This is a genomic window from Nonomuraea sp. NPDC001699 (genome assembly GCF_053596455.1).
This window is the reverse complement of sequence record NZ_JBSFGF010000006.1, coordinates 338,159-350,868: the sequence shown is the minus strand read 5'-3', so window position 1 is coordinate 350,868 and position 12,710 is coordinate 338,159. Positions and strand designations below refer to the sequence as shown.

Sequence of the window (12,710 nt, the reverse complement as noted above, 5' to 3'; positions counted from 1 at the left end):
CTCCCCTGAGGGCGGGCCGCGCTACTGCCCCGGAGGCGGCAGGCGCAGGGCGAGCAGCGCGATGTCGTCGGTGCGCGGCGACGGCGCGAGCGCGAGCACCTCCTCGCAGAAGTCCTGGAGCGGGCGTCCGGCCAGCGTCGCGGCGTGGCGGCGCAGCCGGGCCAGGCTGGTGTCCAGGTTGACGCCGGGCACCTCGACCAGCCCGTCGGTGTAGAGCAGCAGCGTGCTGCCCGGCGGCAGCGGCACCAGGGCGTCGTGGCGGGTCACGTCGTCGAGGTGCACGCCCAGCAACAACGACTGGCCCTCCTCCAAATAGCGGGCCTGCCCGTGCGCGGTGACCAGCAGCGGCGGCAGGTGGCCGGCGCTGGTCCAGCGCAACATCCGCGCGCCCGGCTCGCCCTCCGGCTGCGGAGGCTCGATCCGGGCCAGGATCGCCGAGGCCGTGGAGGCGTCGCTGGCCACGGCCATGACCTTGTTGAGCCGGTCGAGGATGAGGCTGGGCGACTCCTTGTGGTCGCAGGCCAGGGCGCGCAGCATGTTGCGCAGCTGGGCCATCTGCCCGGCGGCCTCCAGGTCGTGGCCGGCGACGTCGCCGATGGCGATCGCGGTGACGCCGTCGGGGAGCACGAAGGCGTCGTACCAGTCGCCGCCCACCTGGGAGCCGGCCGGGGCCGCCAGGTAGCGGGCGGCGAGCTGCAGGTGATCGACCTGCGGCAGCGCGGTCAGCAGGTGGCGCTGCATGGTGTCGACGATGTCGCGCTGCTGGCCGAACAGGCAGGCGTTGTCGGCCGCCAGGGCCGCGGTGCGGGCGATGTCGGCCACCAGCTCCACGTCTGACTCCGTGTACGGCCGCGCCGGGTCCGTCCGCGCCACCGTCAGGGCCCCCAGCACGCGGCGCGGCGTACGCAGCGGCGCCACGATCGCCGACGAGCCGCCCAGCACGTTGAACAGGGCGTCGTGCGCGGCGGCCAGCGGCCCGTCCGGCGGGGCGGCGATCTGCTCGGGGCCGAGCAGCAGGGCCTGCTCCCCGCGCAGCACCCGGACCAGCGCCGACCGTGACGGGCCCTTCGGCAGGTACGGCAGCTCGGCGAACCAGGAGGGGTCGACCGGCGCCGCCCCGGCGGAGGCCATGGCCAGGCGGCGCAGCTCGCGCGGCCCGAGGAAGAGGTCCACCGCCGCCCAGTCGGCCAGGCGCGGCACCAGCAGCCGGCCGAGCCGGGTCATCGCCTCGCGCACGTCCAGCGTCTGGGTGAGGACGGTGCTGATCTCGGTCAGCAGGCGGAACTGCTCGGTCAGCTTCTGGGCGCGGACGAGCTCTTCGGCCTGCCGGCCGGCCGCGTCGAGGCGTTCGACGACGTCGATGAAGACCACGACGGCCCCGGCGGGCTCGCCGTCGCGGTGGAGCGGCGAGGCCACCCAGGCCACCGGAAGCAGCCGGCCGCCGGCGGTGGCGAAGGTGGCGAACTCGCTGCGTACGGACCGGTCGTGCCGGCACACCGTCACCAGCTCGCAGCCGGAGCGGGGCGGGAGGCCGCCGTCGAGGCGGCGGTGCAGCTTCTGGTGCGCGTCGGCGCCGCGCAGCTCGTCGACGGGGAAGCCCAGCAGGGCCACCGTCGCGGGGTTGACCCAGGTGATGCGGCCGTCGATGTCGGTGAGGTAGATGCCCATGCCCGTGCCGTCGAACGCCGCGCGCAGCAGCCACTCCTCCGGCTGCGCGCCGGAACCGGAGCCTTCCGGCCGGTGCCCGACGTCACCCCGATCAGCCATCATCACACTACGTTATCGGATGATTACTGACATGCCGACTTCGCGTACCCGGGACCGCGCCGGGCTCAGGACCAGGGCAAGGCGGCGCCGGCCATGGCGTCGCTGAGGCGGCGGTCGGCAGCACGCGGGGTTTCCGGAGGCACCAGCACGCGCAGCCGCAGCCGCGAGCCGAGGCCGGTCCGCTCCAGCGCGACCGAGTCGCACAACTGCCGGATCACCCACAGCCCGAAGCCATGGGACGCGGTCGGGTCGACGCCGGCGGCGTCGAGGTGGTCGGGGGTCAGGCGGCCCGCGGTGTCCAGGATCTCCACGCAGACCCCGATCGGGTCACGGACGGCGGTGACCAGGCCGGCCGAGCCGCCATGGTCGAGGACGTTGGTGACGGCCTCGTTCACCGCGAGCACCAGGTCCTCCAGCCGCTCGCCGGACAACCCGCTGTGGTGGCCGTGAAGGCGCACCAGGTCGCGGATGAACGCCAGATCGGCGCTGATGGGACAGCGCAGCTCGAACTCCACACACATGATCGTCTCGTCTGTCGGACGTCGGGAAGGGATACGCCGGCTTCCGTTCAGCTTTCCCGTCGATCGATCGTCAAACGTGCCGGCCGCTCACAGGATGACGGCCTGGGCGAGGGCGATGCCGCACCAGGCCGCTCCGAGGCCGGCGGCGATGCTCGCCACGGCGTTGAGCGCGGCGTAGGTGCGGGCGCCGGTCTGCAGCAGCCGCAGCGTCTCGTAACCGAAGGTGGAGTACGTGGTCAGCGCCCCGCACAGGCCCGTGCCCAGGAGAGCCTGCGCGCCGCCGTCGGCGGGCAGCGCCAGCAGGAAGCCGAGCAGCGCCGACCCGGCCACGTTCACGGCGAAGGTGCCCCACGGGAACAGGCTGTCGTGCCGGGCCTGGACCGCGCGGTCGATCAGGTAGCGGGCGGGCGCGCCCACGGCGGCGCCCAGCACCACCAGCAACATCGTGGTCACTGACGCCTCCCGTCGTGCGGAGCGCGCGTGCCCTCGTCGCCGGGGGTGGCGAAGCGGCCGAACAGGCCGCGGCCGAGGGTCTGTCCCAGGAAGACCGCGACCAGCGCCGTGACGAGCGTGACCGCCAGGTAGGCGAGCGCCGTGCGCGGCGCGCCCGCGGCCAGGGCCCCTTGGGCGTCGGCGATGGAGGTGGAGAACGTGGTGAAACCGCCCAGCACCCCCACCCCCAGGAACGGCCGGGTCAACGGATGGACCTGCCAGATCTCGGTGATGGCCACCATCAGCAGCCCGATCAGCAGGCACCCGGAGACGTTGACGGCCAGCGTCGGCCAGGCGAAGCCGCCGGGCGGCACCGGGAAGGCGGTCAGGACGGCGTACCGGGCGAGCGCGCCGAGCACGCCGCCAGCCGCGATGACGGCCGGCGTGGCGATGGGGACGCGGGCGAGCTCGCCGCGCTGGGCGGGCACATGCAGATCGACGTCGGGATCGACCGCGGCTCGCGGATCGACCCGCGTGCCCTCGACGGCGGACGCGTCGCCGGCCTCCGCGCCTTCGGCGGCGTGCGCGCCGCCCGGGCCGGGCCTGGGGGGACGGGCTTGGGTCATGAGGCATCTCCTACCAGCACATGAGCGTGGCACATCTCTGGCAGGGACCGTTGGCGGCCGACACCGCGGTTACCCCCGTACGGGCGGGAGGCGGCGGGCCCCACCGCCGCGGCTCCCGGCGTGGGAAGCCATGCCCATCATACCGACGCCCCCTCCCTGGAGCGGCCCACCATCCGGTGAGGGGCGTCCGCCCGTCAGCCGCCGAGCGACAGCCAGACGCGGTCGGGCAGGACGCGGGCCGCCTCGTCCAGGTCGATGTCCGGCACGCCCGCCAGCCACCGCCTGCTCACCTCGGCCACCGGCCCGATCAGCAACATCTCCACCTGCGCCGCCGGCAGCCGCGCGACCGCCCCCTCCTCCATGCGCGCGCCGATCCAGGCGTTCAGCCTGGCCAGCCGGGACGCCTTGGCCTCGGCGATGCGCTCGGCGTACGGGCCGAGGTCCAGCGCGTACGGCGCCGCGTGGATGAAGCGGGCCCGGTCCGGGTGCCGCGCGGTGAACCCCAGGTAGGCCCGCACCACGCGGCGCACGCCGTCACGGGCGTCGGCGGCCGCCTCGGTGGCGGCGACCAGCGTGCCGAGCAGCTCGTCCATGCACCGGCTGTACAGCGCGGCGGCCAGCCCTTCGAGGCTGCCGAAGTGGTGGTAGACGCTGCCCATGCTGACGCCGCTGCGCGTGGTCACGGCCCGGAGGGTGAAGTCGGCGGGGTAGACCTCCAGGGCGGTGTCCAGGAGCCTGCGCACGGTCTCCTCGCTGCGCCGGTGCCGGGTCATCGCGCCGCGGCCAGCGCCTCGGCCTCGTCCCAGACGCGCCGGGCCAGGCCGGCGTCCAGCGCCGGGCCCTGCAAGGGGACCTGACGGTCCTGGTCGAAGTACCGGCCGGTGCCGGGCGTCCCGGCCAGGGAGACGACGTGCCGCGCGCCCTCCTCGGGCGCGGCCCAGGTGCGCTTGGCGGCCTTGAGCAGCAGGCCGAGCGGGCCGCGGCGATCCCCGAGCCCGGTGCGGACGACCCCTGGGTGCACGGCGTCGACCGTGATCCCGGCCGCCCGCCAGCGCTCGGCGAACAGCGGCACGGTCAGCAGGTTGCACAGCTTGGTGTCGGCGTACGTGCGCATCGGTGAGAAGGCGGCGCCCACGGACGTGCGTCCCGGTTCGGCCCTGCCCTTGACGTACAGGCCGAGCTCGCCGGTCCGGCTTGACCTGGAGTTCGCTCCAGGCCCCAGACTCCCGTTCCGGGGCCTCGTACAGAACGTGACGAATTGGGGAGACAGCATGAAGTACCGGACGATCGGCACGAACCCTGACACCCGCCGTGAGGTGAGCGTGCTCGCCCTCGGGGCGATGTTGTTCGGCTCGGTGACGGACGAGAAGACGTCGTTCGCCATCCTCGACCGCTATGCCGAGGCCGGGGGGACGTTCATCGACACGTCCGACAACTACGCCTTCTGGGTGGACGGCGGCCAGGGCGGGCAGAGCGAGGAGCTGCTCGGCCGCTGGCGGCGCGCCAATGGCGTCGGCGACGAGATCCTGATCGCCACCAAGCTGGGCGCGCGACCGCTCGCCCCCGGCACGAGCTACGTCGACAACGCCGAGGGACTGTCCGCCAGGACGATCAGGGAGTCGGCCGAGCGCAGCCGCGAACGCCTCGGCGTGGACCGCATCGACCTGCTGTACGCCCACATCGAGGACCGTTCGGTGGCGCTGTCCGAGACCGTCGAGGGCTTCGGCGCGCTGGTGGCCGAGGGCACGGTCGGTCTGCTCGGGGTGAGCAACCACCCGATCTGGCGGGTGGAACGGGCCCGCGCCCTGGCCGCCGCGGCCGGGGTCGCCGGGTACGAGGTCCTGCAGTACCAGCACAGCCTGCTGCGCCCGCGCTTCGACATGCCCGAGTCGATCTTCGAGGACGGCAGCCTCGGGCACGCCGGAGCCGAACTGCTGAGCTACCTGCGCGCCGAGCCCGGCCTGACTCTGGTGGCCTACTCGCCGCTGCTCGGCGGCGCCTACACCCGGCAGGACAAGCAGGTGCCGCCGGACTACGACCACCCCGGCACCCCGGCCCGCCTGTCCGTGCTGCGCGAGGTCGCGAAGGAGTGCGGGGCGAGCATGAACCAGGTGGTGCTGGCCTGGCAGATCGGCTCGGCGTTCCCGGTGATCCCGCTGGCCGGGGCGTCGTCGGTGGCCCAGTTGGAGGAGAACCTGGCCGCCGTGGACCTGGAGCTGACCGACGACCAGCGCGCCCGCCTCGACGCCGCCCACTGAGCCGCTGAGACACCCCCGCCGAGGACCCCGGCTGACGCCTCCGCCGAGAAGCGCCGAGACACCCGCGCCTGAGCTCGGACCGCCCGGGAAGGATGGGCCGCATGTTCATCAAAGCGTGTCTCAACGGAAGCCGGTCGGCGGGCGAGCATCCCCGGCTGCCCCTCACGCCCGCCGAGCTGGCCGCAGACGCCGTGGCCGTGCGGCTGGCGGGGGCGGGAGCGGTGCACGTCCATCCGCGTGACGCGACGGGACGGGAGTCGCTGGACGCCGCCGACGTCGGAGCGGCGACCACGGCCATCCGGGCGGCGGCCCCGGGGCTGCCCGTGGGCGTGTCCACCGGCCTGTGGATCGTGGGCGGGGACGCCTCCGCCCGCCTGGAGGCGGTGACGGCGTGGGCGGCGCTGCCCGCCGGAGCCCGTCCGGACTTCGCCTCGGTGAACCTGTCGGAGCCGGGGTTCGGCGAGCTGGCGCGGGTGCTGCTGGAGGCGGGGATCGGGGTCGAGGCCGGGGTGTGGACGCCGGCCGACGCCGCCACGCTGACCGCGTCGGGCCTGGCCGGGCGGATGACCCGCATCCTGGTCGAAGTGATCGACGCGCCGTACGAGGAGGCGGTCCCCCGGGCCACGGCCGTCCTCGACCGCCTGGGCGGGTCTCCTGCCCCCCGCCTCCTGCACGGCGAGGGGCCGGCGACCTGGCCGCTCGTGGCGGAGGCCGTACGGCTGGGCCTCGCCACCCGGATCGGCCTGGAGGACACCCTGCTGGACCCGGACGGCGGCCCGGCGGCGGACAACGCCGACCTCGTCCGCCGCGCCCTCTCCGCGCCCTCTCCATGAGCCGGCCGGTCCGGTAGCCGGTAGGGGCAGCCCCCGCACGAGGGTGGGTGGTGCCGTGACTGTGACAAAGCCTCCAATTCGCGAGAGTCGGGACATATATTGATCCACCGCTAAGGAGTCCCGATGCCTTCCTCCGCCTCCCGGCGCGCACTCGCCCTGCTCGTGATCGTCCCGCTGGCGCTCGCGCCGGTGGCTCCGGCGTTCGCGGCCGACCGTGCGCCGTCGTTGCAGTCGCGGCTGGACGCCCTCACCTCCTCCCCGGACGTGCCCGGCGCCGTGGCCTACGTCCGCCACCCGGACGGCAGGACCACGACGGTCGTCTCCGGCACCGCGCGGCGTGGCGCCGAGGAGCCCATGCCCGGCGCCGACGGCCGGTTCAGGATCGCCAGCGTGAGCAAGTCGATCATCGCCGCCACCGTGCTGAAGCTGGCCGACCAGGGCAAGGTGAACCTGGACGAACCGGTCGAGACGTACCTGCCCGGGGTGATCCGCGGCAAGGGCGTCGACGGGCGGGAGATCACCGTGAAGATGCTCCTCCAGCAGACCAGCGGCCTGGCGGACTTCACCCCCGCCGCCGACTGGTCGAAGGTCGGCAAGCAGGACCTGCTCAAGCTGGCGCTCACCCTCGAACCGACGCCCCGCGGCCGGTTCGCCTACTCCAACACCAACTACACGGTCCTCGGCCTGGTCGCCGAGGCGGTGACCGGGCGCGACTTCCGCCTGGTCAGCCGCGACCTCGTGCTGAAGCCGCTGGGCATGCGGGACACGTACTGGCCGGCCAAGGGCGAGACCGGCGTCCGCGGCCCGCACGCGCACACCTACGGCGTGAACCCGGTGCGCCCCAAGGACGGGATCGTCGACATCACCCGGCTGCCCGGCTACTACTTCGGCGCCAGCGGCGGGCTGGTCTCGACGCCGCGCGACCTCGACACGTTCTGGCGGGCGCAGTCCGTCAAGTCCGGTTCGTACGTCGCCGTCGGCCGGCCCGGCTGGCCCAAGGGCGCCCGCTACGGCTACGGCGTCGCGGAGATCCCGCTGAGCTGCGGCGGCAAGCTGTGGGGGCACGGCGGCGACCTCCCGGGCGTGTCCTCCTTCAGCGGCCGCGACCGCGCCGGCCGCACGGTCACCGTGTACGTCACCGGCTCCGCCGACGGCGGCAAGTCCCGCGACCTCCTGCTCGCCGCCTTCGACACCGCCCTCTGCACCCGCTGACCGGGCGGGAACCGCACCCGCACCCGTCGTGAGAGGCGGGATCAGCGGTTCATGTCGCGGCGCAGCACCGGGAGCCGGGGCTCCTCGTCGGTCCAGGCGGCCGTTCTGATCGCCTCGTACGAACGGTCCCGGCCGATCGTCGACTCCAGCGCCAGCGGCCGGCCGGTGGCGGTGTCCACGACGAACCGATACCGCTCACCCGGCCCGCCCGGCCGGCTGACCGCCTGTCCCATACGGCCGAGCGGGTCGGTGGCCTCGCTCTCCGCGCTCGCCCCCGGGAGCGCGGCCAGCATCCGGTACGTCGCCGCCCGGACCTCCGGCGAGGTGGGGAAGTTCATGACGAGCCGCACGCCGGTCTCGAAGAGCTGGGCGTTCATGTCCACCCGCTCCTTGCCGTACCCCTTGGAGACGATGCGTTCCAGGGTGTGGCGCAGCCCGTCCGGCGTGGTCGGCAGGGCGTTCAGGGTGGCGGGCGTCATGGGCGTGCCCAGCAGCGTGAGGGTCTTGCCGCTGTCGTCGCGTACGGCGTCGCGCTCACCGGGGCCGGCCTGGAGCTTCACGGCGGGCGTCCCGCCGCTCAGGGTCCAGGTCCGGGGGGAGCCGGCGGCGCGCCAGGCCGTCTCGTCCTCGGGCGTGGCCGGCTGGGCACCGAGGTCCTGGCGGATCACCCAGGTGGGGCGGTCGGCCGCTTTGGGGAGCCAGAGCTCGACCGAGCGGCTGGTTTTGAGGGTGTAGTGGCCGCCGGGCGCGCGTTCGTACCGGCCGACGACGCCGTCGCGCACCCAGTACGCGCCGTCGCCCGTGGCGGGGGTGACCGAGTCGGCGGCGGCCAGCAGGATCTCACCGGCCGAGAGCCGGGCGGGCGCCGCGGACGCCGAGGGCGCCGGCGGCGTCGAGGGTGCGGTGAGGAAGGTCGCGGCCACGGTGACGGCGGCCGCCCCGGCCAGGCTCGCCCCCACGAGCGGCCAGCGCCGCCGGCGCCCCCGGCTCCTCCCGCCGTCCGGCAGCGCCTGCGGTGCCGGACGGCGCATCCCCCGGCGGGTGCCGGCGGACGCCGGGGTCGCCTGGGCATAGGCGTCGGCGAGGCGGGCGCGGCCGTCGGCCAGCACCTCGGGGGTGGGGGGCGGGGCCGTGTAAAGGTCGCGGATCAGGGTCAGGTCATCCATGGGACTCTCCAAGCAAGGGATTGGCGCCGCCCAGGGCGGCGCGAAGCTTCCTTCTGATGCGGTTCAGCCGGGAACCGACCGTTCCTGAGGGGATGTCGAGGGCCTGACCGATCTCCTGGTAGCTCAGGTCGGCCAGCGCCAGGAGCAGCAGGACGTCGCGGTCGGCCTCCGGCATCGCCTGCAGCGCCGCCACCAGGTCGTCCTTGACGCCCGCCGCCGCCAGCCGCCCGGCGACCAGGTCCTCGTGCCCGTCCTCGGCCTGTTCGCCGGTGAGGATCCCTTCCGGCGCCCGTTGCATGGCCTGCAACCGGCGCAGCTCGCTCCTGCGGTGCTGGGCGACGACGTTGGTGGCGATGCCGTACAGCCAGCCGCGGACCACGCCGCGGCCGGAGTCGAAGCCGGCCCGGCCGTGGAAGGCGGCCAGGAAGATCTCCGCGGTGAGGTCGTCGGCGGCCTGGGTGCCGAGGCGTCCGGCGACGTACCGGTGGATCTCGGGGAAGTAGCGGTCGTAGAGCACCCCGAACCTCTCGGGGAGGCGCAGGGACTCGCCGATCACCTGCTCGTCCTCGACGGTCATGGTTTGTGTCACACCCCTACTTGGCGGGAGCGTCCGTCCTTCTTCACGCCCTCTCAGCCCGTGAAGAAGGGGCGGGCATTCCGCCAAGAAGACATGTGATCCTCAGAACGACAGCGGTCTCGCTGACCATCGCGCTCCTCGGAGCCGTCCCTTCCGGCCTGCCGGCCCCGCCGGGCGGCCCCGCCCGTACCGTGACGCTGATCACGGGAGACCGGGTGAGTCTCGTCGCCGACGGTGTGCGCGTCGCGGCGGGCAAGGGCCGTAAGGGCGTCGTCTTCAGCACGGAGAAGATCGGCGACCGGCTCCGCGTCGTCCCCGGCGACGCCGTCCCCCTGCTGGCCGCCGGCCGGCTCGACCCCCGCCTGTTCGACGTGACGACCCTGCTGGAGTACGCCCCCGGCGCCCTGCCCCTCATCGTCGCGGGCCCGGACGCCGCCAGCCGTTCGGGCCTGGCCGCCCATGGCCTGGCGGTGACCCGCGACCTGCCCGCCGTGAACGGCGCCGCCGTACGCTTCGACGCCGCCGCCGGCTCCTGGCCGGACCTCAGGGCTTCGCTCTCCACCGGCACGGGGAAGATCTGGCTCGACGGCAGGGCGACCCTGTCGCTGGATGCCAGCGTCAAGCAGATCGGCGCCCCCGCCGCCTGGGAGAAGGGCTACACGGGCGCCGGGGTGAAGGTCGCCGTCCTGGACTCCGGCATCGACGACACCCACCCCGACCTGGCCGGCAAGGTCGCGGCCCGCCGGGACTTCTCCGGCGCGGACACCGCGGCCGACCTCACCGGGCACGGCACCCACGTGGCCTCGACCATCGCCGGGACCGGCGAGCGCTACCGCGGCGTCGCGCCGGGCGCCACCCTCCTGGACGCCAAGGTGTGCGCCGACCGCTGGTGCGCGGAGTCGGCGATCCTGGCCGGCATGCAGTGGGCCGCCGAGCAGGGGGCCAAGGTGGCCAACCTCAGCCTCGGCTCGCCGGACGCCCCCGGCCTGGACCCGCTGGAGGAGGCCGTCCAGACGCTGACCGAGCGGTACGGCGTGCTGTTCGTCGTGGCCGCCGGGAACTACGGCAAGCCGGGCACCGTCTCCTCGCCCTCCACCGCGGACGCGGCCCTGTCGGTCGGCGCGGTGGACCGCTCCGACCGCCTGGCCGTCTTCTCCAGCACAGGCCCCCGCGTGGGCGACTCGGCGTTGAAGCCCGACCTCACCGCGCCCGGCGTCGCCATCCGCGCCGCGCACGGCAAGGACTCGCCGGGCGAGGGCCCGTACGTCGAGATGTCGGGCACCTCCATGGCGGCCCCGCACGCGGCCGGATCGGCCGCGATCCTGGCCGGGCTGCGCCCGGACTGGACGCCCGAGCAGCTCAAGGCCGCCCTCATGGCCACCGCCCGGCCGCAGCCCGGCACCGGGATCTACGCCCAGGGCGCGGGCCGCCTCGACGTGGGCCGCGCGATCGGCCAGACGGTGACCACCTCCCCCGCGTCGGTGAGCTTCGGCCTGGTCGCCTGGCCTCACGACGACGACGAGCCGGTCACCAGGAAGCTCGCCTACCGCAACGACGGTCCGGAGCCGGTGACGCTGCGCCTGTCGGCGCGGGCCGGCGCGGACGTGTTCGAGGTGTCGCCCGGCACGCTGACCGTCCCCGCCGGCGGCCGGGCCGAGGCGACCGTCACCGCCGACACCCGCGGCGACGTGGCCGACGGGCCGCTCGGCGGCTACCTGGAGGCCACCGCCGAGAACGGCACGACCGTGAGCACGCCGCTCGCCGTGGTCAAGGAGGTCGAGAGCTACGACCTGACCCTCGACCGGCCGGGCGCCGCGGACGTCCTGACCACCCTCTACCGGACCGACGTCGACCGGAAGGACTGGAACCCGGTCACCGCCCAGCCGGGCGACAGGGTCACGCTGCGGCTGGCCAAGGGCACCTACCTCGTCGACAGCCGGACCACCGACGGCGGAGGTCTGACCATGCTCGTCCATCCCGGCCTGCGCCTGGACCGGGATCAATCCCTGCGGCTGGACCCGGCTCAGGCGCGGCCGGTGTCCATCACGCCGCCCGACCCGGCGGCCAGGCACCTGATGACCGAGGTGACCTACAGCGGCCGCACCCGCGACGGCTCCCCGTACTACCTGAGCGCGGAGGCCACCATGTTCGACGCCGCGCCGGGCATCCGCACCGCGCAGGTCGGGTCCGGCCGGTACGACCTGCTGACCAAGGTCGCCGGCCAGTGGGCGGTGCCGGGCCCGGACGGCGACCTGGCGGGCAGCGCGCAGGCGTACCGGCTGGCGTGGTTCGTCCAGGGTCAGGTGCCGACCGGCTTCAGCCGCCGGGTCGGGCGCGCGGACCTGGCCAGGATCCGCAGGGACTACGGCGCGCCGGCGCCCGGCACGGCCGCGAGCGCCGCAGGCGCCGCCTGGCCCGCGGAGGGACGGTTCTTCAGCATCATTTTCGTGACCGACTTCCGGCCCCCCTTCACGCACACCGAGTACGTCAACACCGGCGGCGGCCTCCGCTGGCTGAACAGCTACATGGAGACGGGCCCGACCTGGGGAGGCGACCTGACCTCGACCGCCTTCAGGTACGAGGCGGGACGCGCCTACGACGAGACCTGGAACCGCGGCGTCTTCGGCCCCGCGCCGGTCACCGCGGCGGACACGCCGCCCTTCTCCCGCGCGGGCGACGTGATCTCCGCGTTCCCCTCGCTGTACGCCGACGGGGCCGGTCATCCGGGGATGTCGAGCGTGTCCGGCGCGCGGACCGCCCTCTACCGGGACGGCGAGCTGGTGGCGGAGGAGCCCGGTCTGGGGGCGCGGTTCGGCGTACCGGCCGGGGAGGCGGCGTACCGGCTGGAGGTGGAGGCCGAGCGCGGGCCGGAGCTCCTCTCCACCCGTACGGCGGTCGCCTGGACGTTCCGCTCGGCCGGCGGCCGGGACGGTGCGCTGCCGCTGCCGGTCGTCGCCTTCTCGCCCTCCCTGGACGCGGCGAGCGGCGCGCCCGCCGGCCGGGCGTTCGCGGTGCCGGTGTCCGTGCGCGGGCAGGCGGGGGCGGTGCGCGGGCTGTCCGTGGACGTCTCCTACGACGACGGCCGCACCTGGCGGGCGATCAAGGTCTCGGGCGGCGCCGTGCGGCTGCGCCATCCGGCCGCGGCGGGCTTCGTCTCCCTGCGCGCCCGAGCCGCCGACGCCGGGGGCAACACCGTGGAGCAGACCGTGATCCACGCGTACCGGATCAGATAACCCACGGGCGGCCGGAGTCAACGCTCTGATGAAATTTCCGATTTTGCTCACATTCGTGCCCGCGACCGGCGATGATCAACGTCGG

The 12,710-nt window shown here is 74.4% G+C and carries 12 protein-coding genes; 4 read left to right on the top strand and 8 right to left on the bottom strand.

Features of this window, described 5'->3' with window-relative positions; genetic code table 11:
* Window positions 1-21: 21 nt before the first annotated feature.
* From ACWCSU_RS20910 to ACWCSU_RS20885, 6 genes are all read right to left on the bottom strand, one after another.
* Window positions 22-1,770 (bottom strand): SpoIIE family protein phosphatase, encoded by a 1,749-nt coding sequence (locus ACWCSU_RS20910; RefSeq protein ID WP_449936824.1) that lies wholly within the window; start codon window positions 1,768-1,770, stop codon window positions 22-24.
* Between the two features lie 62 nt (window positions 1,771-1,832).
* Entirely contained in the window at window positions 1,833-2,288 is a 456-nt protein-coding gene (locus tag ACWCSU_RS20905) for an ATP-binding protein (RefSeq protein WP_449936822.1), read from the bottom strand.
* An 87-nt stretch (window positions 2,289-2,375) separates the two neighbouring features.
* Window positions 2,376-2,732 (bottom strand): fluoride efflux transporter CrcB, encoded by a 357-nt coding sequence (gene crcB, locus ACWCSU_RS20900; RefSeq protein ID WP_357710517.1) that lies wholly within the window; start codon window positions 2,730-2,732, stop codon window positions 2,376-2,378.
* Between the two features lie 5 nt (window positions 2,733-2,737).
* Window positions 2,738-3,346: a fluoride efflux transporter FluC gene (locus ACWCSU_RS20895; protein WP_449936821.1), complete on the bottom strand. Its 609-nt coding sequence runs from the start codon at window positions 3,344-3,346 to the stop codon at window positions 2,738-2,740.
* A 194-nt stretch (window positions 3,347-3,540) separates the two neighbouring features.
* Window positions 3,541-4,119 (bottom strand): TetR/AcrR family transcriptional regulator, encoded by a 579-nt coding sequence (locus ACWCSU_RS20890; protein ID WP_449936820.1) that lies wholly within the window; start codon window positions 4,117-4,119, stop codon window positions 3,541-3,543.
* Complete coding sequence (locus ACWCSU_RS20885; RefSeq protein ID WP_449936819.1) at window positions 4,116-4,619, bottom strand: hypothetical protein; 504 nt, start codon at window positions 4,617-4,619, stop codon at window positions 4,116-4,118. The genes ACWCSU_RS20890 and ACWCSU_RS20885 overlap by 4 nt, the downstream gene beginning before the upstream one ends.
* Here ACWCSU_RS20885 and ACWCSU_RS20880 point away from each other — a divergent pair.
* The 3 genes from ACWCSU_RS20880 to ACWCSU_RS20870 all read left to right on the top strand — a co-directional run bounded on the left by ACWCSU_RS20880 (window position 4,618) and on the right by ACWCSU_RS20870 (window position 7,649).
* Window positions 4,618-5,604 (top strand): aldo/keto reductase, encoded by a 987-nt coding sequence (locus ACWCSU_RS20880; protein ID WP_357710461.1) that lies wholly within the window; start codon window positions 4,618-4,620, stop codon window positions 5,602-5,604. The two genes, ACWCSU_RS20885 and ACWCSU_RS20880, sit on opposite strands and share 2 nt — an antisense overlap.
* 101 nt (window positions 5,605-5,705) lie before the next feature.
* On the top strand, window positions 5,706-6,437 hold the full coding sequence (locus ACWCSU_RS20875) for a 3-keto-5-aminohexanoate cleavage protein (RefSeq protein WP_449936817.1): 732 nt from the start codon (window positions 5,706-5,708) through the stop codon (window positions 6,435-6,437).
* 123 nt (window positions 6,438-6,560) lie between these two features.
* The gene (locus ACWCSU_RS20870) at window positions 6,561-7,649 is read left to right on the top strand and encodes a serine hydrolase domain-containing protein (RefSeq protein ID WP_449936816.1); all 1,089 of its coding nucleotides are present in this window, start codon (window positions 6,561-6,563) and stop codon (window positions 7,647-7,649) included.
* 41 nt (window positions 7,650-7,690) lie between these two features.
* Here the strand turns inward: ACWCSU_RS20870 and ACWCSU_RS20865 are convergent, their stop codons facing one another.
* Together ACWCSU_RS20865 and ACWCSU_RS20860 are read right to left on the bottom strand one after the other, a co-directional pair.
* A complete protein-coding gene (locus ACWCSU_RS20865) occupies window positions 7,691-8,815 on the bottom strand; it encodes a CU044_5270 family protein (protein ID WP_449936814.1) in 1,125 nt (374 codons plus the stop codon).
* The gene (locus ACWCSU_RS20860) at window positions 8,808-9,392 is read right to left on the bottom strand and encodes an RNA polymerase sigma factor (RefSeq protein WP_357707472.1); all 585 of its coding nucleotides are present in this window, start codon (window positions 9,390-9,392) and stop codon (window positions 8,808-8,810) included. The genes ACWCSU_RS20865 and ACWCSU_RS20860 overlap by 8 nt, the downstream gene beginning before the upstream one ends.
* A gap of 95 nt (window positions 9,393-9,487) precedes the next feature.
* On the opposite strand from ACWCSU_RS20860, the gene ACWCSU_RS20855 reads away from it, so the two are divergent.
* Window positions 9,488-12,625, top strand: a complete 3,138-nt coding sequence (locus tag ACWCSU_RS20855; RefSeq protein ID WP_449936813.1) for a S8 family serine peptidase — start codon at window positions 9,488-9,490, stop codon at window positions 12,623-12,625.
* Window positions 12,626-12,710: the final 85 nt, after the last annotated feature.